Origin of the sequence: Hyphococcus sp. (assembly GCF_965228385.1) — a bacterium.
GTDB lineage: Bacteria > Pseudomonadota > Alphaproteobacteria > Caulobacterales > Parvularculaceae > Hyphococcus.
Map to the genome: position 1 here is coordinate 2,704,121 of NZ_OZ245810.1, position 25,581 is coordinate 2,729,701.

The following is a 25,581-nucleotide window of genomic DNA, read 5'->3' on the forward strand; positions in this document are numbered from 1 at the left end:
TCGCTAAGTTCCCGCATCCTGAATACCTTAAGAGCGTATAATCTGCGCTTGTCAGGGGCTATAGCTCAGTTGGGAGAGCGCTTGCATGGCATGCAAGAGGTCGGCGGTTCGATTCCGCCTAGCTCCACCAGCACTCGTGATGACCAGAATTTTAACAAATTGAGATTTCCGCCGCCTGAATATCTTGTTTCATTCACGGCAGATATATTCGTGTTGTTTTGGTATCAGGCTGCCCAGTCTTTTTTCAGGCGTGGGGCCGTCACGATAAAAAGCGCGGCCGCAATAATGTAGAACACAACGCCGGACAGTATCGCATAGCGTAACGATTCATCGCCGTAGCTTGCGCGCAGCGAATCTGAAATCGCGCCGATAATCAGGTTGCCGACGCCGATCCCGATAAGATTGTTGATAAACAAAAAGACTGCCGACGCCGTGGCGCGCATGTTTGGCTGCACCAATTGCTGGAACGCCGTCAGCACCGGGCCAAGCCAGACCAGGCTTAACGCCTGCAAAGCCAGAAACGCGGGGAATGCGACCCAGAGCGACTGCGCCAGAACCCCTATTACAAAAAACGGCAAGGTCGCGATGAACGCAGCGGCCGGTACAAGCGCATAGGCGGATTTGCGTTCCGGGCCGTAACGATCTGCAATTGCGCCTCCTATCCATATTCCCACAATGCCGCCGAGCAGTAGGATGGTCGCGTAAAAATAAGAGGCAAAAAGCAACGGCCCGGCGTTGGCCGGTATCAGAAAGTCCGGCATCCATGAGAAAAATTCCGGCAGCGCCTCGCCGAAGCTGCGCACAAAAAAGGACGGGAGCCAGAAAATCAGCCCATAGCCCATCATGGACGAGCTTGCAGCGCCCAGCGACAGCCCCCAGAAACTGGGTTTGCTGACAAGCGTTGAGACGACGTCAACGACCTTGGCCGGCGTCGTGACCGCGCCCGCGCTGTCGAGCCCGCCACGCCTTGGTTCACGCATGGTCAGCCGGAAGACCGGCGCGATCGCCAGCCCGGCCAGACCGACGATCACAAAGGCGGATCGCCAGCCCAGATAACTCGTCAGGACGCCGCCTAACAAGATGCCGAGCGCAGAGCCTATCGGAATTCCGAATGAATACACCGACAACGCTCTTGCACGCTGCTCCGGTGGAAAATAATCCGCGATTAAGGAATATGCGGGCGCAACGCCGCCAGCTTCCCCGACGCCGACGCCGAGGCGCGCCAGAAATAACTGGAAAAAATTCTGGGCGAAACCACACGCCACCGTCATGGCGCTCCAGACCGACAGCGCCGCAGTCATGATCCAGGTCCGGCTGGACCGGTCGGCCAGCAACGCAATCGGTATTCCCAAAAACGTATAAAAAAGAGCAAACGCCAATCCGCCCATGAGGCTGAGTTGCGTATCGGTGAGCGCAAGATCTGATTTGATCGGCACGGCAAGAATACCGACGATCTGACGGTCGATGAAGTTGAACGTGTAGACGACGACCAGAATGAAAAGAACATAGCCGCGGTAGAACGGCGATGCGGGCGGCGCGCTCATCTATTCCGCACCCTGCATGTTCGCTTCCGGCAAGGATTCCATAAAGGATATTGCGTCGGCGACGGTTTTCGCCGGCGCTTCTTCCTGCGCCGCATGGCCGACGCCCGGATAGATAATCATGCGCGCGCCGGGAATGAGTTGTTCAATGCGCCGGCCCTGCTCTATAGGGATGATAACGTCATCCTCTCCCCACATGAGAAGCGTCGGCGTAGTAATTTTTTTCAGATCGTCGGATGGGTCCGGCAAGGTAAACTCTTCCAGCGATTTAATCATGGCGGCGCCGTTGCCTTCACGCCGGATCATGTCGCGCATGAGCGCGATGCGCGCATCGGTGATTTTTGTATCATCGGCGTAAATATATTCAGCGCTTGTCCGAACGCCCGCTTCCGGAGCGGTTAACAAATATGCCTTCATGGCGGCTGGAATTTCAGCTGGTTCTTCACTGGCGCCGTTCAGGGGAAACGCGCCCGGCGAAATGAGGATAAGCGCATCGACAGCTTCCGGGTTGCCGGCGGCGAAGCGCCAGGCGGCGAGACCGCCGAGTGAATTGCCAGCGATGATTGGATGATCCAGCCCGAGCGCATTCAAAACGTCTCCGATAAATGCTGCGCGCTCGGCTGGCGAATAGCGCTCTTTCGGATCAGGACCGGTCAAGCCGTGTCCCAAAAGGTCGTACCTTATGACGCGGTAGTCCGATTTCAGCGCGTCGGCCCAGCCGTCCCAGGTTTCAAGACTATGCGTAAATCCGTGAACCAGGACGACAGGTTTTGCATTTTCCGGGCCCTGCTCGCGTATGCGAACACGGGCGCCGGCGATATCCACAAACCGGTCATTTTCCGTGAGATAGATTTTTTCAAGGCCGGTCGCATCGGCTCCTTTTGTAGACTTTAACAAGAAGTAGCCGCCAGCGCCGATAAGCAGAACCAGTAGCGCGAGAAATATTTTTTTCATGTTTTTGTTCGTATCCCCGTTACCGCCAACGCCTTGCCGCCGGAAAAACGGCGGCGCTGGAAACAGCGCCGCCTGCTATAGACTATAAGTCAATTACAACGGCGGTCGAAATTAGAAGTTCACGCTGACCGTTGCAAACACCTGGCGCGGATTACCATAAAATGACGTCAACACGCCCGTCAGTCCGAGCGGCGAGTTGCCGAACGCAGGCTGAGACGTGACGAAGTCATAGCCGGCGACGATATACTCTTTGTCGAGCAGGTTCGTGCCATGGACGCTGAATGTGTATCGGCCGCTGTCAGGCGTCCAGTTCAAGCCGGCGTTGAACAAAACAAATCCCGGCTGATCAAGCATGGACCGGTAGCCGAACTGGTGCGTCAGGCTGCGGTAGGAGAAAGAAGAATAAATATTCGCAGCGCCGTCGCTGCCGAAAATCTGCGCCGGCGTTGTATAAGATAATTGTCCGAATGCGGTTATTTCCGGCGTGTTCTGAAAGACGGCGAGATCGGAGACGTCCGCGCCGGTCTGGCCGGTGAATTCGTCGAATTTGGCGCTGATATAGCCAAGCGCATACTGGAAATCGACGACGTCTCCCTCGCGCCCGAAATCGCGCGCGAGCCCCAGCAATCCTTCCCACTCAACGCCGTAAAGCGTCGCCGCCGCCGCGTTCGTCGTCACGCCTGCGAAATTGTCGGCGATGCCGTCATCATTGCTGTCGATGCCGATCGAGCCGGGGATTTGCACATTCGTATAATCGCTGAAGAAAACCGCCAGATTTGACGTGTAGCGGCCATTTTGCAGGCTGGCCTTCCAGCCCGCTTCGTAGGTCGTAATTTCCTCAGGCTCGAACAGAATAAACGCGCGTTCATCGTCATAGTCGGCGACGCCGTTGGTGGTCAGCCCGACGCCGTCTTCGTCAAGGTCCGGCGCCGCATTCGTTGCGCCGCGCGGATCGAAACTGCCGCCCTTGAAGCCTTCCGAATAGGAAACATAGAACGAATGATCCGGCGTCGCCTGCCATGTGATGCTGGCGCGCGGGTCAAACTCGGTAAATTTCGCCGACCCAGTAAAGTCCGGCGTTGTGGTGAAGGCCGCATATTCAACCGGAGGCGTGCTTCCCCCAAAAGAAGGCGAAGCGCCCTCAAAAGCGCGGCGCTGAATTTGCGAAGTCCGCTCGTCGCTGGTGTAGCGCCCGCCCAGTTCGATGCTGAGCGTATCTGTCAGATCGTAGGAAAAATTGCCGAAAACCGACCACGTATCCGTTTCAACATCGCCAAATGTATAGGAGTTAAAAAGCATCGCCGTATCGGGAAGCAAATTCAGCGCTACGAAAATCGGCGTGGATGTTCCCAGCAATACGTCGAATTCCGTCGAAGCGTTGGCCTTCAGATAATAAAAACCGACAAGGCCGTTCAAACGGTCGCTTTCATACAGCAACTGGATTTCTTCGCTGAACTGATCGTTTTTGTAGATAGCAGGCACATCAAGATCGACCAGCGGCAGGCTGTCGAAATCAATTGGCGTGAAGGTCTCGTCATCGCGATAGCCAACGATATTTTTAAGTGTGAAATTATCGTTGAGCCGCCATTCCGCCGTCGCGGAAACACCGCGGGAGACAACGCTCTGCTCCGGTGAATTCAAACCCGAACGCGTGTCGAAGACATCGTCAAGAACAGGAAATCCCGTAAAATCCAACAACCGGTGGCCCTGGCGGGGATCGGAATTATCATCCGTCCAGTCGCCCGTGATGCGAAGCGAAAACGCCTCAGCCGGATCCCATTCGATGGTCGCCCGGCCCGCAAGCACTTCCTTGTTGTAGTTCTCAACACCATTAAGGTTGAGATTGTCGCCAAATCCGTTGCGATGAAAATAGCCGACCGAACCGCCGAATTTCAGATCGCCAATGCCGGAATTTTGCAGCAGCGGCAGTGAAAACGAACCAATGGCGTCAATCTGACCGTATGTTCCCCCTGTTACTCGCACACTCGCCTGCGGCTCATCCGCCAGCCGGCGTGTTACGTATTTGATGGCGCCGCCGATGGTGTTGCGCCCGTAAAGCGTGCCTTGAGGGCCTCGCAGAACCTCGATCCGCTCCACATCGTAAACATCAAGAAGCGCCGCCTGCGGACGGTTCAGATAGATATCGTCAATATAAATGCCGACGCCCGCCTCAAAGCCGGCGACCGGATCTTGTTGACCGACGCCCCGGATGAAAGCGGTAATCGTGGAATTCGTACTCCGCGAGGTTTCCAGCGTTACGTTCGGCGTGATGGCTTCAATATCGGTCAAATCGACGACGCCAAGCGCGTTCAGCTTTTCGCCGGAAAACGCACTGACTGCGACCGGTACATCCTGCAGCGACTCATCACGCCGTCGCGCGGAAACGACGATGACGTCGCCGTCGGTTTCCAACGCCGCATCCTGCGCCACGGCCGCCGGTGCTGCTGTCAGCGATATCGTTGAAGAAAAAGCCAGCAACGCGGCCTTGCCGCCCGCCAGTTGTAGCGCAGTGCGAATATTCGACATTATCAGCCTCCCAGAACTTGAAATAGTTGTATTTTTTTTTGACGGTAGGCTTTTCAGGATCGCCGCATAATGACGGGAATGCTCAGAAAAGGTGTACTTTTTCGCTCATTCCGTGAACGCTCAATTTGAAAACCATAAAGAATTCAAAGTTTGCCGCGCATTCGCGCCTCGCGCAAAAAGGCCTTGGGCGTTAAGCCGTTCCAGTCTTTAAAAGCCCGATTGAAGGCGCGAAACTCGGAAAAACCCAGCGCTTCAGAGACTTCGGCCACCGACTTTTTCGCCATCAGCAAGCGCTGGGCCTCCTCATTGAGAACTTCTTTTCTCAATTCCCTGAACCGGCTGTTCTCAGCGTCCAGGCGCCTTCGCAATGTCGCAACGCTGACATTCATCTGGGTCGCCACTTCGGACTGTTCGACAACACCCCGCGCAAGCGCGTCGCGAACGAGCCGCGTTGTCGACTGCAGCGCAGTTTTGCGCGCGCCCTTCACCGCCACGGCCTCGACGATTTTCTGATATACCGCATTAGACGTCAGCGCTTCAGGGGGCGGTATTGTTATTGGCCGCAACGCAATGTCCGCATCAAAGACAATACGATATTGCTCGGCGCCAAAACGTATAGGCGCGCTCCAATAGCCAAGATGCGCGCAATCGCCGCCCGGACTGGGCCGGCGAACATAAAGATTGCGCACGGCGCCTTCGGCCATGGGAGAAATGATCATCAGCATACAATGTAAAAAAATCAGAATGCACTCAATGGAAAAGTATATATACTCATTGGAATCGATATTCGAATAAGGAAATTCCTTGTCGTTTATTATGTAGTCGACAGACGACCGGTTTTTTACGACAGTATTGTACTGTCCTCCATGAAGCATGTTGTATGACCTGGCGATCACCCGCATCACTTCATATAAATTGTCGCCGTCGTCCACATGCTGCAATACAAAATCAGTGCTTCCCTGCAGCAACTGCCGCGACGAAAGATGCACGGTTTCATCACCGAACAAATTCGATAGGCGATTTTGAATCCGGTAGTAATCAGCAAGAGAAATTTCATTGGGGCCTTGCGCGCTCGCCAGCTGACCATCCAGCTCCAGCGACCTCAACAACTCGGCAATATCAATACCCGCTTCTCGCGCCTTCTCCAGCAAGGGCGTGATGCGCGCGCGCGATACGGCGATGGGTTGGCTGTCGGCGAGGGTCATCTGCGGTCTGTTCCTCAACAGCGTTGTCTCGTAGCCTTTCTTTGGCCAACAAGACAAGATTGAGGGCAGCCATGACAAGGCCGAACCGTCAGCTTCAGCCGGCGGCAAATTGCACCAGCGGGACCGTTTTATAAAGAATTAACCATGCGGCTATGAACTCTCCGCAAAGGCGTGTTACCACCCTCGCTGCGGCGCAAAACTTGCTGCTGGAAAACAGTTAACGAAACAGGAGTAATTCATGCGGCTCATGGTTACCGGCGGCGCCGGCTTCATAGGATCGGCAGTCGTGCGCCAGGCTATCGCCGACGGCGATGAGGTGCTCAATGTTGACAAACTCACCTATGCCGCAAGCCTGGATAATATCGCCGAGGTCGCTGACAACCCACGGTATCATTTCGCACAAAAGGACATTTGCGATCTGCCGGCCATGAATGACCTGATGGCGGATTTCAAACCGGATTCGGTGATGAACCTCGCCGCAGAAACGCATGTTGACCGCTCAATCGACGGGCCGGGGGCGTTTATTCAAACGAATATAATCGGGGCTTACGCTTTGCTGGAGGCGGCGCGCGCCTATGCCGAAAGCGGCGCTGCTCCCAAGAATTTCCGGTTTCACCATATTTCCACGGACGAAGTTTTCGGCTCGCTCGGCCCGACCGGCGAGTTCACCGAAAGCTCGCCCTATCAGCCCAATTCCCCCTACTCTGCGGCGAAAGCATCTTCCGATATGCTGGCGCGCGCCTGGCGAGAGACTTTTGGATTGCCTGTGGTCGTCACCAATTGCTCGAACAATTACGGCCCCTATCAGTTTCCGGAAAAATTGATCCCGGTTGTTATCATTGCCGCGCTGGAGGGTCGCGAAATTCCCATTTACGGCAAAGGCGACAATATTCGCGACTGGCTTTATGTGGGCGACCATGCGGACGCATTGCTGCTGGTCGCGCGCGAAGGCAAACCCGGCGAGACATACAATGTGGGCGGGCGTGCGGAACGCAGCAATCTCGAACTCGTCAAGATGATCTGTCAGATCCTCGATGAAGAGTTGTCTGATTCACCCCACAAGCCCCATGAGGGTTTGATAAAATTCGTCGCTGACCGGCCCGGCCACGATCAGCGTTACGCCATTAACTGCGATAAAATTGAGCGCGAACTTGGCTGGTCCCCGGCGCAGACTATCGATGAGGGCATGCGGCTGACGGTAAAATGGTATTTGGAAAATAAACAATGGTGGGACGCCATCAGAAATCGCGGCTTTGATGTCACGGCGCGGCAGGGTCTTGGAAAAAAGGGCTGATTGTTTCCATGCGCATTCTGGTATTCGGTAAAAACGGTCAAGTCGCGCGCGCATTGGACGACGTGGCGGGTGATTCAGGCGGGTTGATTTTCCTGGGTCGGGCCGAAGCGGATCTCACAAATGAGGGCGCAGCGCAACGCACTATCGCGGAACACGAACCGCAAATCGTCGTCAACGCCGCGGCTTATACCGCCGTGGACAAAGCCGAGACCGATACCGCCGCCGCGCAACGGCTGAACGCTGACGCGCCGAAAGAAATGGCGGCGGCCTGCGCAAGCAACGCCATTCCTTTCATTCATATTTCTACGGATTATGTTTTTAACGGGGATGCTGAAGACCATCTGGCAGAGAGCGCGCCGCCAGACCCTCGCAATGTTTACGGACGATCGAAACTGGATGGAGAAGCGGCTGTTCTCGAAATGAACCCGGACGCTCTTATACTGCGCACGTCCTGGGTGTTTTCCGAATATGGCGCCAATTTCGTGAAAACCATGCTGAGGCTTTCTGATAATCGCAAAGAGCTGTCCATCGTATCCGACCAGATCGGCGGGCCCACAGACGCGCACGATATCGCCCGGGCCATTCTCGCCATTGCAGGAAAAAAATATCGCGGCGCGCCGGGCCGCGGCGTTTACCATTTTCAAGGCGCGCCCGCTGTCAGTTGGGCTGATTTCGCAAAAAAGATTTTTGAAATCGCCAATGCGGAAGTCGCGGTGGCGCCAATTCCGACATCCGAATATCCCACCGCTGCGGCCCGCCCGTTACATACTGTGCTCGACTGCGCAAAAATCGAACGCGATTTCGGGATCGGACAACCCGACTGGCGTGTTGGATTGAGACGCGTTCTCGCTGCGCTTCGCAATAAGGAAGAAATCCAATGAAAGGCATCGTCCTTGCCGGCGGTTCGGGCACCCGGCTTTACCCGATTACGCGCGGCGTCTCAAAACAGCTGACGCCGATCTACGACAAACCAATGATCTATTACCCGCTGAGCGTGCTCATGCTGGCGGGCATTCGCGATATACTGATTATTACAACGCCTGAGGATTGCCCTGCATTCGAGCGACTGCTTGGCGACGGCGCTGATTGGGGCGTGAACATCAGTTACGCCGTGCAACCCAGTCCCGACGGCCTTGCGCAGGCTTTTATTATCGGCGAGGAATTTATCGGCGGCGACAAATGCGCACTCGTTCTGGGTGATAACATTTTTTATGGGCAGGGCCTGACCAGGCAGCTTCGCGACGCCGCAAGTCTTGATAGCGGCGCGGTCATTTTCACCTATCAGGTCACCGACCCTGAACGCTATGGCGTCGTCGAATTCAATCCTGACGGCGAAGTCATCTCGATTGAGGAAAAACCAGAGAAACCGAAATCGAATTTCGCTGCGACAGGACTATATTTTTACGATGAAACCGTTGTCGAGCGCGCCAAAAACGTAAAGCCGTCCGACCGCGGCGAACTTGAAATCACAACCCTGAATGAAATGTACATGAACGATGGCGGCTTGCGCGCGCAAATGCTAGGACGCGGTTTTGCATGGCTCGATACAGGCACGCATGAATCACTGCTTGAAGCGGCGCATTTTGTACAGACTATCGAAACCCGGCAGGGGCTGAAAATATCCTGCCCTGAAGAAATCGCGTACCGTTCAGGGTTTATTGATCGCGATCAGCTGGAAAAACTCGCTAAGCCGCTGGAAAAAAACCAGTACGGACAATATTTATTACGTCTCGCCGGCGCTTAATCTTCTGTTTTCTTCATGTGGATGCCGCATTCGGTTTTGGCTTGACCGGACCATCTGCCGGAACGGGCGTCAGTCTCATCAACAACTTTCGACGTACACGGCATGCAGCCGATGGAGTGATAGCCCTGACGCACGAGCGGATGCGGCGGCAGTTTATGCTCGGCGGCGTATTCGACGACCTGGCGCGGCGTCCAGGCGGCGAGCGGATTCAGCTTGTAGTGGCGCCCGTCAAATTCGAGAATATCCATTTCCTTGCGGAACGCTGTCTGGTGGCGCTTGCGGCCCGTAGCCCAGCCGTCAAACCCGGTTAGCGCGCGCGTCAGTGGCCGTGTCTTGCGCAGATCGCAACATTTGTCAGGATCGTGCATCGAAAGCGTGCCTTGCGGATCACTCTCGTCCAGTTCGGCTTTTCTCGGACCGATCACACGGACATCCTCAAGCCCCAGTTGATGCTGAAGCCGCGAGCGATAACGAACGGTCTCGCCGAACAATTTGTGGGTGTCGAGAAAGAGCACTGGCGCAGACGGATCGACGCTCGCCATCAGATGCAACAGCACCGCCGATTCCGCTCCAAAAGAAGACACAAACGCCATCCGCCCGGGGAATGCTTCTTGAAGCGCATGAGCGATAATCCACGCCGCATCCCGGTCTTCGTAAAGGGCGTTCAAATCGCCTGTTTTTTCATCTACGGCGGACACTCTACGCTTTTCCTGACATTTTACGCCCTTGCATTGGGCGAAAGGACATCACGCGTCGGCAGCTAACGGGCTGGCGCGCGATCCGTCAATATTGACTTGCCTCCCCTATAGAAGGCTTCCCCGATAGAGGGCGTCTTTCGCAACACGGTTCCGGCCGGTTTCGCTCCCGGTAACCATAAAGCAGGGTAGCGGCTGGCGTGTTCCTTGAAAGCGCCTGACAGGCCGGAGGCGGACCCTTATGGGAGGAAACACCAGTTGAGGCGTCCGGTTCGCTTTCTTCAAGGTGTTGCCGAGTGAACGGCGAAGCTCTAAGAGAGCGCGGAACGGGCGTTTTGCCGCCCCTGGCTTATGTGAGACTTCGAAAAATAGGATGATACGTATGAAAATCCTGGTCATTGGGGGCGACGGATTTTGCGGCTGGCCGACCAGCCTGCATTTGTCCAATTTGGGCCACGACGTCATGATCGTGGACAATCTCTCCCGGCGTAAGATCGATATTGAACTGGAAGTGGAAAGCCTGACCCCGATCCAGCCCATTTCAACGCGCCTGAAAGCGTGGGAGGAAGTCTCGGGCCGGCGCATTATGTTCGAAAATATCGACGCGGCCAAAAATTATGCGCGGCTGATGAACCTCATCAAGGATTTCGAGCCCGACGCGATCGTCCATTTCGCCGAGCAGCGCGCGGCGCCCTACTCTATGAAATCGTCCTATCACAAACGTTACACGGTGGATAACAACCTCAACGCCACCAACAACGTTCTCGCCGCCATCGTCGAGGCTGGCGTTGACGCGCATCTTGTGCATCTGGGCACAATGGGCGTTTATGGATACGGCACGGCGGGCATGAAAATTCCCGAAGGCTATCTGCCGATCAAGATCGAGACTGACGACGGACGCGAGATTCGCCAGGAGATTCTTTATCCCGCCAATCCGGGATCGATCTATCATATGACCAAAACTCAGGATCAGTTGCTGTTCGCGTTCTATAACAAGAATGACGGGCTGAAAGTGACAGACCTGCACCAGGGCATAGTCTGGGGAACGCAGACACAGGAAACAAAAAAAGACGAGCGCCTGATCAACCGCTTCGACTATGACGGCGATTACGGAACGGTGCTCAACCGTTTCCTGATGCAGGCGGCTGTCGGGTTCCCCATGACGGTTCACGGCACAGGCGGACAGACCCGCGCCTTCATCCATATTCAGGACACGGTTAAATGTATCGAGCTCGCCATTGAGACGCCGCCGCAACACGGTGAGCGCGTGCGCATCCTGAACCAGATGACCGAAACCCATCGCGTGCGCGACCTCGCCAAGCTGATCGAGAAAAAGACCGGCGCGACGATTGAATACGTCAACAATCCGCGAAAAGAAGACGCTGAAAATGAGCTGAATGTCGAAAATCAGCGCCTGCTTGGTCTTGGCCTTGACCCCATTACACTTGAGGAAGGCCTGCTGGAAGAAGTCGCGGAAATCGCAAAAAAATACGCGGATCGATGCGACAAATCCAAAATTCCTTGCGTCTCATACTGGACCAATGAACAGCAGAGCGCCGAAAAAAATTAGCGCGCGGCGTAACGCTGAAAATAGACCAGCGTTTCATCATAGGGCTTTGAATCTGCGGTGCGCCAGTCATGAACGCTGTCGCGGTTAAGAAGCGCGCCGTCCGGCGATAAAATTAATATGGTCGGCGTGCCGTGCAACTCCATCACGCCGTATCGCGCCGGCACATCGAGATTGCGGTCGCGATAACCGACATCAACCCAGACGAGTTCATATCCGTCAGCGATAACCCGGGCGAGTTCAGGGCGTTCAAATTTGGCGGCCAGCCCGCGGCTGTCGTGACACCAGTTGCCCCCGAGCGCCAGAAGGACATTCTTGCCGCTGACCTGCGCCGCCGCCAACGCCGCATCGACATCCATCATGGCATTGCGCGAGGCGTCGAAAGGTCGCGGATCATCGTCATGATGGCTGTCATGATGATGATCATTATCGGCGTCTTTTGATCCCGCCGCCGCCTCGACCACATCGCCAGAAACATTCGCCGTCGTTTTTACCGCCGCTTTCCCGACGTTCGCTGCGGCGCCGGCTGTCGTTGATACAGCCTTGACGCATCCCGGCCCAAACAACAGCGCCGCAAGAACAATAGCCGCTTTGAACATGTTAAACGCCCTCTCAATGAACCGGTTTCACGCCGCGAAATATTCGGCGAGACGCCGCGAAGCTTCTGCGATAACCGCCGGCTTTTTACAAAAACAGAACCGCGCGTAGTTTCGCGGCGCGTTTGTTTGCGAAGAATGATAAAAGGCGGATATGGGCACAGCCGCCACGCCCGCTTTTTCTGTGATCTCGCGACAGAAAGCGACATCGTCATTCCGGTTTACGGAGTGAATATCGACGGTAATGAAATATGTTCCTTCGCAGGGCAAAACATCGAATCCCGCCGCCTCCAGCCCGGCGCTCATCTGATCGCGCTTTTGCTGCATATCAGTTCTGAATTCGTCATAATATTCATCGCCCATATCCAGACCATAAGCGACGGCTTTTTGCAGCGGCGCCGGCGACGTATAGGCCAAATGCTGGTGGCATTTTAGAACGCCCGTGATGAGGTCCGCCGGACCTGTCACATAACCAATGCGAAAACCGGTAAGCGAGAATGTCTTTCCCGCCGACCCGATGCGGACCGACCGTTCGAACATGCCGGGCAGCGTCATCAGCGGAACGTGCCGCGCGCCGTCAAAAATCAAATGCTCGTAAACTTCGTCGCAAATAACAATCAAATCATGACGGCGCGCCGCGTCCGCAACGATTTCCAGCTCATCCATGCTCATGATCTTGCCAAGAGGATTATGCGGTGAATTAATGACGATAATCTTCGTCTTGTCCGTAATCGCTTTTTCGAGCGCGTCGGCGTGAAGACGCCATTCGGGCGGATCAAGATCGACAAACCGCGTGAGCGCGCCCGCAGCCTCGATCTGGGGCGCGTAGCATTCATAAAACGGGGCGAGCAGCACAGCCTCATCGCCCGGCGATAAAAACCCCAGAAACGCCGCCGCCAGCCCTTCCGTCGCGCCTGAAACTATCAGGGTCTGCGTATAGGGATCGATATCCAGTCCATAAAATCGCTTGTTGTCCCGCGCCACCGCCTCCTGCAACGCCGGGACGCCGCCGACAGGCGCATACTGGTTCGGCCCCTCAATAATAAGGCGCGCAGCAAGCTCTAATATCTCATCCGGGCCGTCTTCGTCTGGAAATCCCTGACCGAGATTAATCGCGTCATGTTTGCGGGCGAGACCCGACATGGTCGGGAAAATCGATTGCGGCCGGCCGGAAAAAACATCGTTCAAAGAGCGGGTCATTCACGCCTTTCAAATGCCAGTGCGTTGCCCACCCTACTTATCAGATTGCAGCGCGGGGCCAAAGACCTGCACCCAATTCCCGTCAGGATCGAGCAGGATAAAAAACCTGCCGCCGGTGCGGTTGCTGTTCGATAAAACCGAATGCACCTGTGCGCCGCGATCCTGCGCGTTTGTGTAAAGCGCATCGATATCTTCTGAATAGAACGCCAGCTTGTTGTACCCCTGACGCGTAGACGGATTGTCCGGATCAGGCGCGGCGTAGGGCGCGGCGTTTGCGATTTCGATCAGTTCGAGTTCAAATCCGTTTCTTTCCAGAAACGCAATCCGCATCCCGTCCTCAGGGAACGCATAACGTTTTGTTTCTTCAAAATTGAAATAGGTTACGTACCAGGCGGAAGCGTCATCAAGATCAGACACGGAAATCGCGATCAGCCTCGGCGTCAGATCTTCCTGCACGCTCGCATCATTTTGTGCGGCGCTTGCGCAGGCCGCCGTGGCTTGCATGAAGAGCGCGCAAATTATAACCGGAAAGATTTTCATATCATCACCCATGCGGAAGATCTGTCTGAATGAAAAAATAGCACTCATCAGGCGCGCCGTCTCGCCACTGCCGCAAAAAAAAGCCGCCCACATAGGGGCGGCTTTTCAATAAATTGCCGGAAGAACAAGCCTTAGTTATTCGGATCTTCTTCGTCAGCGGCGTCCTCTACGGCGTCTTCCATGTCCTCGGCCATTTCGTCGATGGCGTCGCCGGATTCATCGGCCGCGTCTTCAGCAGCCTCGCCCATGCCTTCGGCGGCGTCCTCGCCGGCTTCTTCCATATCCTCGGCGGCTTCGTCCATGGCGTCGCCCGCGGCGTCGGCGGCGTCTTCAGCATCTTCGCCGGCCTCTTCCGCAGCTTCGCGCGCGTCTTCGCCCGCTTCTTCCAGTTGTTCTTCAGCGCTCTGTTCTCCGCAAGCGGTCAAGCTTGCCGCGCCGAACGCCAGCGCCAGTATTGTCAAAAATCGGTTTCTCATAGGTTCGCCCCTTCTTTAGTGTCTTGCGATTCCGGCACTATAACACATTGCAATGCAAAAAGTTCAACCCTTGGCGCGCCGGCAACGTAAAATTATCAGAACCCGCATGAAATAAGGCCGGTCCTGACGCCAGGGCCTCGCGCCCGGCGCTGGAGAGTGCTCCGTCCCATGAACACTCCGTAATGTTCAGACCGGCGTCGCCCCCCGAGGGCGCATTGGCGCCGCAGGGCCGCAGCACGCAAGCACCGCGTTACGGCGCCGGGCGCCAGAAAACATCCGGTGCGGCGGGCTCGCCGGCCAGCGAGACGAGATAGGCGTAAAGCGCGTCGATCTCTTCGCTGGTCAGCGCCGGGAACCGGTCCGGCGCCACAAGTCCCATCAGACCGAGCTCGCGCCCGCCCACGCCCACGCCGACGCCGGTCGTAATCAGCCTTTCGAAATCCGCGCGGCTGATCGCAGCGACCATGGCGAGGTCCGGCGTCGGCGGCCCAAACAGCATTTGTCCGCGCACGTCCAATCCGTGGCATTCATTGCACATGGTCATGGCGAGATATTCGCCGCGCGCGCGCTCCGGTTCCGCCGCCGCATCGACGCGCAACGCCGGGACCGCGCGCACCCAGTCCGTCATTGTCGTCTCGGCGCCGCGCGCCAGATCGAAACGCACCGACCAGCCGAGTTTCGCTTCCGGCAGATCGCTCTTCGTCACCGGCGCGGAGCGTAAAAATGCAATCAGCGCCGCCGTATCATCATCCGTCAGCCGCGTGAAATTGAACGACGGCATCGCCATCAGGGCCCTGCCGTCCGCGCCGATCCCCTGACGGATCGCCGCCTCCATCGTTGCGGCGTCATGCGCGCGCGCATAGGCCGCTAGGTTCGGGGCGACGGCGCGTTCCGGCCAGTCCCACTGCTCGCCGAAATCCTTGCCCTCAAGCTGTTGCCCGTGACAGCCGAAGCAGCCGCGCGTGCGCGCGATATGCCGCCCGCGCTCTAAAGACGCGGCGTCAGACGGGATCGCCGCATCGAAAGCGGAGCCCCGCGCCGCATCGCGCAGCCGCGCCTCGCTCATAAAATAGACAGCGCCGAACCCCAGCGCGGCGGCGGCGGCGACAACGCCGACGGTCATGATCAGCGTGCGCAGCATCAACTCCCTCCCCGGATGCGCCCGAATGGGCTTGCCGGGGCGAGCCTAGCGCGCTCCCGGCCGATCGCAAGACGGCGCACAAGGCGCAGGCTGAAAAGTTGTACAACCCCGAAATGCGCGGCGCGTCTGTCCCGCACAGCGCAAGGCGTTCCGCCGGTTGTTGTGCAACTTTGCCGAAAATGTTGTGCACCTTTTTTCTCCTGTCAGTTTTCCGGGCCCGCTGTAAAAGCGGGCGGATGAATAACGCCCGCACGCGGGGAGGGATGCAACGCCGTTGCAGAACCGCCCGCGCGACTTCAGGAGTATAGGGGCGGACCGTCAGGGGGTGGATATCTATCCACCGACACTGGGAAAAATGCGAGAATTCATCACACAGGATGTAAAATTTTGATCCGCACTCGCCTTATTGGGGTGCGGACTTTCCCGGCCGGCAAAGGCGGCGCGAAAGCTGACGGGCGCAAGCACGCGCAATAAAAAAACCCGCCGGCTTGGGGGAGATTGAATGCGGCGGGTTTTGCAGTTGTTTGAAAAGAGCCGGCGTCAGGCCGCTTTTTTCAGCGCTTTTCTTGCTTTTTTCAGTTTGGTTTCCTGCCGCGCAATGCGTTGCTTGCGCGACTTGATTTCTTTTTTCAGCGCTTTGACTTTTTTCTTCTTGGACATGGGTGGAGACTCCTTGCTTTTCTTATTGCTCGTGCCTGCGCACGAATTCCTTCATGAACCCGCGCAGCTCGCGCGCGGCGCTGGTGTCCAGCTCCTCGCAAAGATCAACGAAACGGTCGCGCAATTCCCTGTTCAGCCGGATCACAAGCTGGCTGTCTTTTTTATTTTTCTTTTCCCGTTTTTCCGGGGCTTTTTTTGCCGACCGTTTGCTGTTGGCCATCAGGGCCGCGCCGCCTCGTTATCACTTCGATAGGCAATGTATATACATTTTATAGGCGCGGCGCAAGGGGTGTGAGATGATTTTTACGGGGACGCCATTCTCCTCCCCTGTTTTGCGGGGGAGGTGTCTTGCGCAGCAGACGCAGGGGGCATTGTCCGGAAAGCACGGCGCACACAGAATATGCCGCCTTAACCCCCATCCCCGGCTTCGCCGGGACTTCCCCCGTAAACGGGGGAAGACGCAGTCTGCCGCACAGTATGAAAGTCGCCTCCCCCGCCTGCGGGGGAGGCGGTCCGAAGGACCGGAGGGGGTATTGTTCAACAATCGCTGCGAAAACAATGTTTGCCGCTTCACCCCCCATCGCCTCCCTCGCGCCGCGATCCGGACCGCTGAGAAACGGCGAGCTCAACGCCTCTCCATATCCGGACTGCCTTGCAGTATAAGGCCGCGGGAAAAGTGGTGGATATCTATCCACCAACTCTGGGAAATATAGAAGAATTCATCACACAGGATGTAAATTCCTGATCCGTACTCGCCTTATTGGGGTGCGGGGTTCGGCGCAGTTCAGAGATTCATTTCCCATCAAGCCTCCTTAACCAACCCTCTCCCCTAAGAGTTGTAGGCATTTATTTTTCGTCAAACCGATTCGCCGGCGGCGGCCAAGATTTGGCGCCCTCAAGCATTCTGCGCGACATACCGTTCCGCATATCCCCGCGAAATTTTCGGGCATATTTTTTACCGACTTCTATAGCAAAGAGCTCGTTCAATGGACTATGCTGCCAATATAAGCTGGTAATTGTATAATACTGGGTCTTAAAATGGGTGGGGCGTAATGAGACAATTCCTAATAATTATGTGTTTGGGCTTCTTGTTTGCAGGATGCAAGGGAGATGGTCCGGCGGATCCGCCTTCACAACCGAAACCGGCGGTAAATCGTTCGCCTGTAGCGGCCGCCGGCGCTGATATAGCGCAAAGCGTCATGGCTGAAGGCGTTACGCTGGACGGATCGGCAAGTCGCGATCCTGATAATGATGCGCTTGACTATGAATGGAGCTTATCATCTCAACCTGCCAACGCGGGCGCTGTTTTAAGTCACCCAAACAATGCGATCGCAACACTCGAAACACTTGCTCCCGGCGATTATGCACTGACTCTCACCGTTACAGACCCTGAAGGACTGTCCAGTTCTGACAGCCTCAGCGTTAGATTGGCGAACGATGTTCCACAGGTTGCCATTCAATCATTCAACAAAAATCCAAAAGTCGGCGAGCGCCTGTCACTGGATGCTTCTGGATCGGCTGACCCTAATGGCCAGCTTCTTTCTTTTGAATGGGTCCTCATCGGAAAGCCTGAGGCATCAGGCATTGCGCCGAGCTTTACCGGCTCAACGGCGATGTTGGAGTTCGACGCGCATGGCGTTTACACAGTTCAGCTAACAGTTAGCGATGGCTTCGCTGTTGAGTCGCACATTCTCGACCCTATAATTGTGACGCAGTTCTCGACCTTCAAAACATTAGCCGGATTTGACGACGTAGAATTTGACGCGACTAACAACCGTATTGTCGTCTTGTTCGACGATAATGTATCGGTCGTCGAGCCTGATGGGACGACTACATCAATATCCTTACCGGTATCAGGCAAGGCTATATCCGTCACGCCAACCGGTGACCAAGCAGCGGTCGCTCACGATGGATGGGTTTCCCATATCGATCTCTCCTCCCTTGCGCTACTGAATACATTCAGCGTTCCAGCCGACCTCGGCGACATCGTCATCGACGAACGCGGTTTCGCTCACGGGTTCCCAGCAACCGGGCAGTGGGTCAACATCCACACAGTAGATCTTACCACCGGCGCGGTTAATACGTCGACCGGCGGATCTGTGCAGGAGGGAACAAAAGCAAAGCTCCACCCCTCCGGGATTAAAATGTACGGCGCGGATAACGGTTCGTCACCGAGCGATGTTGAGCGCTACTCGTTCAATGCGGATGGTTCACAAGTTGATTATGATTCCCCTTACCATGGCGATTTTCCTTTTTGCGGGGATTTATGGATGGAGGGATCCGGCGCGGTAATACTGACTCGGTGCGGCGTTGTCGTCCGTGCAACTGAAAACAGAGCGTCTGATCTGACATTCGCCATGCAGATCGGCGAGGCATACCACGTTAATTTTCTTCATGCTGACGCATCGGCATTTGATAATGTCTGGTATACAATTCCTGAGTCTGGCGGTGATGGCGATCACAATATAACAACATACGCAATTACGAATGGCGAAGAACTGGAAACTTTTTTCCTGCCCTATATCAGCAATGATTCTGACTTGCGCTGGACCGCTCAGTTCGTTTTCGCAAGCGAAAGCTCCAGCGAGGTTTTCGTGATCGCGGTCGATGATCCGAAAAACCCTCAACAATTTGCCATCCTGAGCCGAGCGGAACCTGATCTATCTGCTTTAAACCGCCCGCCGGTCGCCATCTTACAGAAATATGCAACGAAACGCGTGGGCGACGCAGTGCAACTTCATGCAGACGACAGTTATGATCCCGAGCTTTCAGGTTTAACATTCAATTGGGAAATATTGAGCCAGCCTGATGGAAGCGACATACAGTTGTCGGGTACAGACACGCAAACCCTGCTTTTTCAGCCCGTTATCGCTGGCGTTTATGAAATTTCCCTTCGCGTAAGCGATGGCGAAAAGCTAAGCCCAATAGCATTGGCGACTGTCAGCGTTTTCGAACCTTCAGACGAACTTGTACATAGATTACACGGCGCAATCGCTGATGTGGAATACAGCAAATCCCTGAACGCTCTTGTCTACTTGTCCGCCACATCACCGACCCTCCACATTTTACGTTTGGATGATCTGTCCGAAATCACCCTGCCCTTGCCCCGCACAGGATATACGGTCGGCGTCTCGCCAGATGGGTTGCGGGCGGCAATTTCCCACACCGGTCTCGCAAGTCTCGTAGACTTATCTTCAGGCGCGCTCATCGATACGCAGGAATATAGTGAAGACTGGGGTGATGTCGTATTGGACTCGTCCTATGTAGCGCACATTGTGCCGTATAGAGATCAATGGTCGGAACTGGTTTCGATTGACTTTGCAGGCGACCAATTTGACACAACTTACGGGCCTCGCGCAGGCACTCAAATTCGAATGCATCCTAACAAACCATGGGTATACGGCGCAGATCGCGGCTTAAGCCCTTCGGATTTTGAAAAATGGGATGTTTCAACATTTCCATCGACCAGCCTCGGCGACTCGCCTTATCATGGAGATTACCCGATCGCAGGCAACATCTGGATAAGCGAATCCGGCAATCAGCTCCTTGTTGCGGGAGGAAATGCGTTTCACTCGAAAGCAGACCCTTCGGTTGATATGACATATGCGGGCCGATTGGCCGACGCCGGCGCGCGCGTTGAGTGGGCCGATCACTCCTCCGAAGCAAAGGCTTGGGCCGTAGCAACAGCAGAATTCAGCGACGAGGATACGCGAGGAAAGCTGGCGTTTTATGATGATGAATTTCTGAACCGTCTGCGCATCGAAGACCCGGCTCCCATTCCGGGGGCCGGCGGCGCTTCACACGACACCAGCGCTTCAAAGGTTTTTTATTCTGAGGACGGAATGCAACTGATCGTTTTGCTTCGCGCCGACGGCTTATTCGACAACATTGCGGTACACATCAATGAACAATAAACGCGTTGCCTACAGAAATCTGTTGACTGCAAACACATCGATAGCTGATTAGGCGTTCATATCCGACCAGGAGAAAATACATCACTGCAATTTATTTGACGAAACATCATTGAGCTAACCTGACAAATCTTAAGGCCGCTAGTTTCACAACCCCTCATTCGCCTTCTTCACCGCTGCTTCTTCCAGGTAAAGCTCTTTGCCCATTTCCTCATATTTTGCGCTCATCTTCGCCATGCCCTTGCGGCGTTCTTCCTCGGTCATGTCTTCCAGCGCTTTTTTCTCATTATCGCTCATGCCGGCGGCGTAATCGCGCACCTCGGCCGTGATCTTCATGGAGCAAAATTTCGGCCCGCACATGGAACAGAAATGCGCGACCTTGTGCGCTTCTTTCGGCAAAGTCTGGTCATGGAAGTCGCGCGCCGTTGCGGGGTCGAGGCTCAAATTAAACTGATCCTCCCACCGGAATTCGAAGCGCGCGCGGCTTAAAGCATCGTCCCTCACCTGCGCCGCCGGGTGGCCCTTGGCGAGATCCGCCGCATGCGCCGCGAGTTTATAAGTGATGACGCCAACCTTGACGTCGTCCCGGTCGGGCAGGCCCAAATGCTCCTTGGGCGTCACATAGCAGAGCATCGCCGTGCCGAACCAGCCGATCATCGCCGCGCCGATGCCGGACGTGATGTGGTCGTAACCGGGCGCGATGTCGGTGGTGAGCGGACCCAGCGTATAGAACGGCGCTTCGCCGCACTCTTTCAGCTGCTTGTCCATGTTCACCTTGATCTTGTGCATGGGGACGTGGCCCGGTCCCTCGATCATCACCTGGCAGCCCTTGGCCCACGCGATCTGCGTCAGCTCGCCAAGCGTTTCCAGCTCCGCGAATTGCGCGCGGTCGTTTGCGTCGGCGATGGAACCGGGGCGCAACCCGTCGCCCAGCGAGAACGAGACGTCATAGGTCCGCATGATGTCGCAGATCTCTTCAAAGTTCGTATAGAGAAAGCTTTCGCGGTGATGGGCGAGGCACCATTTCGCCATGATCGAGCCGCCGCGCGAGACAATGCCCGTCACCCGGTCCGCCGTTAAGTGAATGTAAGGCAGCCGCACCCCGGCGTGGATAGTGAAATAGTCAACGCCCTGCTCGGCCTGCTCGATCAGCGTGTCGCGATAGACCTCCCACGTTAAATCCTCCGCGACACCGTTCACCTTTTCCAGCGCCTGATAGATCGGCACCGTGCCGATGGGAACGGGCGAGTTGCGGATGATCCATTCGCGGGTGTTGTGAATGTTGCGGCCCGTTGAAAGGTCCATGACATTGTCCGCGCCCCAGCGCGTCGCCCAGACCATCTTGTCGACTTCTTCCTCCACCGACGACGCAACGGCGGAGTTGCCGATATTAGCGTTGATCTTCACCAGGAAATTGCGTCCGATGATCTGCGGTTCGATCTCCGGATGATTGATGTTGGACGGTATGATGGCGCGCCCGCGCGCGATTTCATCGCGCACGAACTCAGGCGTGATGAAGGGCGGGATCTCAGCGCCGAAGCTCTCGCCCTGTTTGACGCGTTCTTCCGCACCCTCCAGCATTTTCTTGCGGCCGAGATTTTCGCGGATGGCGACGAATTCCATTTCGCGGGTGATGATTCCGGCCTTGGCGAATTCATATTGCGTGACGGGGCCGGTTCCGGTTCCGCGCAAGGGGCGATTTTTAATCGGGAATGCGCGGGCGAGGTGCTTACCCTTCGCGCCGCCATTATCTTCGGGTTTGATCTCGCGGCCGTCATATTCCTCGACATTGTTTCCGTGCTGGGCCGCGCGTTCCTTGATCCACGCCGTGCGCGTGCGCGGCAGGCCCTTTTCAACATCGACGGCGACATCCGGGTCGGTGTACGGCCCTGACGTGTCATAGACCGGCACGGGGGCCTCGTTCGCGGACGGGTGCAGGTCGATCTCGCGCACCGGCACCTTCAAATCCGGGTACTGATCGCCTGCGACGTAAACCTTGCGCGAGGCGGGCAGCGATCCGGTCGTGACTTCCGGCGTTCTGAATTCGGACTGGGGGATGTGCTTGTTCATGGATCTGCCTTTCTTCGGGAGAATTTTTCGATAAGTAACTTTTCAGGCGCGGCGCAATCCGACAGAGCATAAAACGTCGCAAAATCCTGTTCTTTATTGGCGAAATTGATATTTATATCGTTTGTCGATCCGTTTTTCACGGTTGAAACTGCGTAAAGCACTGGCCCCATAATACTGCGCGTTGTCAGCTTGCTTCGGTCATGAATTATGATGCGGTTGTTTGTAATCGCGTAGAGATGATCGTGCCTAATATGCATCGGGTCATGATTGTCGAAAATATTGACGAGCGCGACCACAAACGAAATGGCTGATACCAATATCAACACGCCAAGGATGCCGCTTGCAAAACCTTCCGGGTCAAAAAGCATGCCGAAGGCTATCAAAACGCTAATTATGAGAAAAATAATAACAGCAAATTTGATGACGCCCGACTTGGCGCGCCAGCCCGTTTTCGGTCGCTCCGCATAGTCCCATTTCGGCCGCCCTGACCACAAAACCTTTTCGTCAGGCAGCAATACATCCTTCAAGTCATCCTCAGCCGTCATAGCGTTCAAAGACCCGCGCGGCCTGTCAGGCCCAGGGCCAGCAAAACGGCGCCGATGACGATGACGGCGATCGCCCAGATCTTCACGCCGCCGGGGCGCAGCAAACTCGCGGACCATTTCAGCAAGGGGTCCGGATACGCGATGAGGATGACGCCTTCGACCGCCGCAACCCAGCCGAACAGCGAGATAAAAATCGCCAGCGGGTCCGTCCAGATATTGTGCGCCATGATGACAGCCGCGCCGAGCGCGAAGACAAATACGCCGGAGATATAGGTGATGGCGGCGTTATTGCGAAATTCGTCGAGAATGCGCCGCCAGCGTTCAGGCCCGAGCAATACGCCCGACAGCCCGCCGGCGATCATGTAAACGCCGAACACTTTCGCCAGCGATAACGTTAAAACAGTCGATGTGGTGATCATTTTTAGCCTCCGTCCCTACGCGGTGAAACCGATCAGGTTCAAAGGGTGCTTGCGCGGCTTCTGAAACAGAAGGGGGTACGCAATCTCAGCCGGTCCGCCGGCGCCCCTCGGAATGGTGGATGATTTCTAACAAATATACAGCGGCGCTTCAAGGAGAACCCTAAAACAGGGCCCGCAGCGCCTCCGTATATTTCATGCCGAAATAAAAATCGGTCATGACAAACGTATCGATCAGGCCGTGCGCGACGATCAGCGGCCACAGGCTGCGCCGGACAAACAGATACGCCGCACCCAACGCAATGCCGATCACAAAAACCTCGATCATGCCGGTCAGGTCCTGATAGGCGTGAAGAAAGGTGAACAAAATCGCCTGCAAAAAAATCGCCGCGCCCCATCCCGCAGCCGACCCTGAAAAAGCTTGCGCCATGCGCGTCATGACGAAGCCTCGCCAGACAACCTCCTCGCCGAACCCCGCGCCGATCCATGACACAAGAAGCATCAGCGTATAAAGCGGCGCATTGCCTTCAAGCGGTGCAAAGAAAGAAAGATCGACCGGCCCAGTTATTCGTTCCAGCGACGGTTCGATATAGACGAACAGAGCGACGGCAACAGCAAGAATTGCGGCGATGGCGAGAAACGATTTCAGTATCGGCGCGGCGCGAAAACCAAAATCGGACAGACGCTCGCCGCGCAAGCGGATAAAAACGATCGCCGCCGCCACGCCGGCGAGCATGCCAAAGGCCGAAGCATACGGCCCCCATGCCGCCGCTGCATAGATGAGCGCCATTATGGAAATCGTCAGAACGGCGACGATCTCGGCAGCGGCGCGCAAAAAGCTGATTTTCACGGTAAGGCCCCCGGATCAACCAACCTATAGATCCGAATGTGCCGGGCATTCGCTTCGAACGCAACATGTCAAACCTGACTGCTGCTTGCGCGCCGCATCGCCGGGCGCTTCAAGAATACCGGCCGAACTTTCAGGCAGGCGGCGCGCGCCGCGTTCCGTTACGCGCGCCCCCGTAGCTTAGAACGTAAACGCCGGGTTTATCGCCCGCGCTTGTAACGACCCCTCAGGCTTACTCAAGCAACCGGCTCACCGAAAATTCTCTTCCACCGGCTGACCGTTCCGCTTGTAAACGACGCCGCCCTTCATCACGAAATCGACGTTCTGGAGAAGACTGACATATTCCAGGACATCGCCCTTCACCGCGATGATGTCCGCTTTTTTGCCGGCGGAAACGGTGCCCAGTTCGTCTTCAACGCCCATCATCACCGCCGGCCAGTAAACAGCGGAGCGGATGACGTCCATCACCGGCAGGCCCATGACGCGCACCAGTACATCCATTTCGTTCCAGGTGGACTGGCAATGAAACTTCATGGGGATGCCGCTGTCCGTACCGACCAGAAAAACGACGCCCGCCTCGCGAAGCTGCGCGATTTTGCGTTTCAGCGTCGGCTTGCGCAGGGGCGTCAGGCGCGTATAGCCGAGCTGACCGGGTTCTTCGATGGACGCGCGCACATCGGCGATGGTGTCGGGTTTGAGACCGCGTTCCCAGCAGTCGCTGTCAAGTTTTTCGGGATTGGCGACCGTGCGGTCGAAATTCCACAAGCCCTCGACCGTCGGCGTCCAGAAAAGCGGACCACCGGCGACGCGGCCCGTCGCCGTTCTTTCTTTCAGCGCCGCGATGACATCGGGCGGGTATTCCGGCGCCGTCGTCAGGCCTGTGTGCTCGAAATTATCGACGCCGATTTCAAGACCGACGCGAATTTCATCGGGCCGGTGCGCGTGCGCGACAACTTTCATGCCGCGCGCATGGGCTTCATCCACAATCGCCTCGGCGATATTGCGCGGAAGCTTGTCCTGGTCGATCAGCTTGACGATGTCCATGCCGGCGGCGTCGAGCTGGCGCACGCGGGCGCGCGCATCGGATGCAGACTTTACGGGCCAGCGATAGGCGGTCTGCCAGTCTTCGATTTCCGCCTGCAGGAACGGGCCGGACATGAAAAGCCGCGGGCCCGGAATTTCGCCTGCATCGATGCGCTCCTTGACGGATTTCGACGGCTCAAGCGGCGCGCCGAGATCGCGGGCGGAGGTTACGCCCGCCAGCAACAGGTGGCTCGCCGTCGCCGGCATGATTTCGTCCGCCAGCCGGTCCAGATAAGCCGCCTGCCAGTGCGGATAATCCGCATGCCCCGTTAACATCAGATGCGCGTGACTTTCCCACAGGCCGGGCAGCACGTCGCGTCCTTCCGTGGAAATAATCTCGTATCCGTCAGGCACGCTCAGCGTATCGACCGTGCCCACCTCGCTAATCGTATCGCCGTCGATGAGAATGACGCTGTCTGCAATTGGCGCGTGGCCAAATCCGTCAATCAGCCTGCCGCCAACGAGTGCGATTTTATCCTGCGCGTAAGCCGGCGCGGCGATCGCCAAGACACAAAGCGTTATTATGAACCGGAACATGTGGCCCCTTCCTGTTACAGACTTTCAAGGTTA

General features: G+C 56.2%; 21 protein-coding genes, 1 tRNA gene and 1 riboswitch. Of the genes, 6 read left to right on the forward strand and 16 right to left on the reverse strand.

Annotation, left to right across the window (positions count from 1 at the left end; all coding sequences use genetic code 11):
- Nucleotides 1-54 precede the first annotated feature (54 nt).
- A tRNA-Ala gene (locus ACQK2Q_RS12605) sits at nucleotides 55-130 on the forward strand.
- 94 nt (nucleotides 131-224) lie between these two features.
- Here ACQK2Q_RS12605 and ACQK2Q_RS12610 read toward each other — a convergent pair.
- The 4 genes from ACQK2Q_RS12610 to ACQK2Q_RS12625 form a co-directional block, all read right to left on the reverse strand.
- Nucleotides 225-1,544: a spinster family MFS transporter gene (locus ACQK2Q_RS12610; protein ID WP_425410091.1), complete on the reverse strand. Its 1,320-nt coding sequence runs from the start codon at nucleotides 1,542-1,544 to the stop codon at nucleotides 225-227.
- A complete protein-coding gene (locus ACQK2Q_RS12615; RefSeq protein ID WP_425410092.1) occupies nucleotides 1,545-2,495 on the reverse strand; it encodes an alpha/beta fold hydrolase in 951 nt (316 codons plus the stop codon).
- A 111-nt stretch (nucleotides 2,496-2,606) separates the two neighbouring features.
- Complete coding sequence (locus ACQK2Q_RS12620) at nucleotides 2,607-5,021, reverse strand: TonB-dependent receptor (protein ID WP_425410093.1); 2,415 nt, start codon at nucleotides 5,019-5,021, stop codon at nucleotides 2,607-2,609.
- A 143-nt stretch (nucleotides 5,022-5,164) separates the two neighbouring features.
- Nucleotides 5,165-6,226: a helix-turn-helix domain-containing protein gene (locus ACQK2Q_RS12625; RefSeq protein WP_425410094.1), complete on the reverse strand. Its 1,062-nt coding sequence runs from the start codon at nucleotides 6,224-6,226 to the stop codon at nucleotides 5,165-5,167.
- 238 nt (nucleotides 6,227-6,464) lie between these two features.
- Here ACQK2Q_RS12625 and rfbB point away from each other — a divergent pair, with 238 nt between their 5' ends.
- From rfbB to rfbA, 3 genes are read left to right on the forward strand one after another with little or no spacing between them, the layout of a single operon-like run.
- Nucleotides 6,465-7,520: a dTDP-glucose 4,6-dehydratase gene (gene rfbB, locus ACQK2Q_RS12630; protein ID WP_425410095.1), complete on the forward strand. Its 1,056-nt coding sequence runs from the start codon at nucleotides 6,465-6,467 to the stop codon at nucleotides 7,518-7,520.
- Between the two features lie 8 nt (nucleotides 7,521-7,528).
- Complete coding sequence (gene rfbD / locus ACQK2Q_RS12635; RefSeq protein WP_425410096.1) at nucleotides 7,529-8,401, forward strand: dTDP-4-dehydrorhamnose reductase; 873 nt, start codon at nucleotides 7,529-7,531, stop codon at nucleotides 8,399-8,401.
- Nucleotides 8,398-9,264 (forward strand): glucose-1-phosphate thymidylyltransferase RfbA, encoded by an 867-nt coding sequence (gene rfbA / locus ACQK2Q_RS12640; RefSeq protein ID WP_425410097.1) that lies wholly within the window; start codon nucleotides 8,398-8,400, stop codon nucleotides 9,262-9,264. Before rfbD ends, rfbA begins: the two co-directional genes overlap by 4 nt.
- Here the strand turns inward: rfbA and ACQK2Q_RS12645 are convergent.
- A complete protein-coding gene (locus tag ACQK2Q_RS12645) occupies nucleotides 9,261-9,962 on the reverse strand; it encodes a phosphoadenylyl-sulfate reductase (protein ID WP_425410098.1) in 702 nt (233 codons plus the stop codon). The two genes, rfbA and ACQK2Q_RS12645, sit on opposite strands and share 4 nt — an antisense overlap.
- A gap of 379 nt (nucleotides 9,963-10,341) precedes the next feature.
- Between ACQK2Q_RS12645 and ACQK2Q_RS12650 the strand changes: the two genes are divergently transcribed.
- Nucleotides 10,342-11,529 (forward strand): NAD-dependent epimerase/dehydratase family protein, encoded by a 1,188-nt coding sequence (locus ACQK2Q_RS12650; RefSeq protein WP_425410099.1) that lies wholly within the window; start codon nucleotides 10,342-10,344, stop codon nucleotides 11,527-11,529.
- Here ACQK2Q_RS12650 and ACQK2Q_RS12655 read toward each other — a convergent pair.
- From ACQK2Q_RS12655 to ACQK2Q_RS12680, 6 genes are all read right to left on the reverse strand, one after another.
- A complete protein-coding gene (locus tag ACQK2Q_RS12655) occupies nucleotides 11,526-12,125 on the reverse strand; it encodes a thioredoxin family protein (protein ID WP_425410100.1) in 600 nt (199 codons plus the stop codon). The two genes, ACQK2Q_RS12650 and ACQK2Q_RS12655, sit on opposite strands and share 4 nt — an antisense overlap.
- 27 nt (nucleotides 12,126-12,152) lie before the next feature.
- On the reverse strand, nucleotides 12,153-13,322 hold the full coding sequence (locus ACQK2Q_RS12660) for an aminotransferase (protein WP_425410101.1): 1,170 nt from the start codon (nucleotides 13,320-13,322) through the stop codon (nucleotides 12,153-12,155).
- A 33-nt stretch (nucleotides 13,323-13,355) separates the two neighbouring features.
- A complete protein-coding gene (locus ACQK2Q_RS12665) occupies nucleotides 13,356-13,910 on the reverse strand; it encodes a VOC family protein (protein WP_425410102.1) in 555 nt (184 codons plus the stop codon).
- Nucleotides 13,911-13,993: 83 nt separating this feature from the next.
- Nucleotides 13,994-14,338, reverse strand: coding sequence for a hypothetical protein (locus ACQK2Q_RS12670; RefSeq protein ID WP_425410103.1), 345 nt, complete (start codon nucleotides 14,336-14,338; stop codon nucleotides 13,994-13,996).
- Between the two features lie 250 nt (nucleotides 14,339-14,588).
- Nucleotides 14,589-15,479 (reverse strand): c-type cytochrome, encoded by an 891-nt coding sequence (locus ACQK2Q_RS12675; protein ID WP_425410104.1) that lies wholly within the window; start codon nucleotides 15,477-15,479, stop codon nucleotides 14,589-14,591.
- Between the two features lie 682 nt (nucleotides 15,480-16,161).
- Nucleotides 16,162-16,359 (reverse strand): hypothetical protein, encoded by a 198-nt coding sequence (locus tag ACQK2Q_RS12680; protein ID WP_425410105.1) that lies wholly within the window; start codon nucleotides 16,357-16,359, stop codon nucleotides 16,162-16,164.
- 853 nt (nucleotides 16,360-17,212) lie between these two features.
- Here ACQK2Q_RS12680 and ACQK2Q_RS12685 point away from each other — a divergent pair.
- Nucleotides 17,213-20,053: a PKD domain-containing protein gene (locus ACQK2Q_RS12685; protein WP_425411162.1), complete on the forward strand. Its 2,841-nt coding sequence runs from the start codon at nucleotides 17,213-17,215 to the stop codon at nucleotides 20,051-20,053.
- Between the two features lie 144 nt (nucleotides 20,054-20,197).
- Here the strand turns inward: ACQK2Q_RS12685 and thiC are convergent, their stop codons facing one another.
- The 5 genes from thiC to ACQK2Q_RS12710 form a co-directional block, all read right to left on the reverse strand.
- Entirely contained in the window at nucleotides 20,198-22,120 is a 1,923-nt protein-coding gene (thiC, locus tag ACQK2Q_RS12690) for a phosphomethylpyrimidine synthase ThiC (RefSeq protein WP_425410106.1), read from the reverse strand.
- Entirely contained in the window at nucleotides 22,117-22,665 is a 549-nt protein-coding gene (locus tag ACQK2Q_RS12695; RefSeq protein ID WP_425410107.1) for a hypothetical protein, read from the reverse strand. Before ACQK2Q_RS12695 ends, thiC begins: the two co-directional genes overlap by 4 nt.
- A gap of 5 nt (nucleotides 22,666-22,670) precedes the next feature.
- Nucleotides 22,671-23,084, reverse strand: coding sequence for a DUF2065 domain-containing protein (locus ACQK2Q_RS12700; protein WP_425410108.1), 414 nt, complete (start codon nucleotides 23,082-23,084; stop codon nucleotides 22,671-22,673).
- Nucleotides 23,080-23,202, reverse strand: a riboswitch (TPP riboswitch). (Overlaps the previous gene by 5 nt.)
- 42 nt (nucleotides 23,203-23,244) lie before the next feature.
- On the reverse strand, nucleotides 23,245-23,931 hold the full coding sequence (locus tag ACQK2Q_RS12705) for a CPBP family intramembrane glutamic endopeptidase (RefSeq protein WP_425410109.1): 687 nt from the start codon (nucleotides 23,929-23,931) through the stop codon (nucleotides 23,245-23,247).
- A gap of 246 nt (nucleotides 23,932-24,177) precedes the next feature.
- Entirely contained in the window at nucleotides 24,178-25,548 is a 1,371-nt protein-coding gene (locus tag ACQK2Q_RS12710; RefSeq protein WP_425410110.1) for an amidohydrolase family protein, read from the reverse strand.
- Nucleotides 25,549-25,581 lie beyond the last annotated feature (33 nt).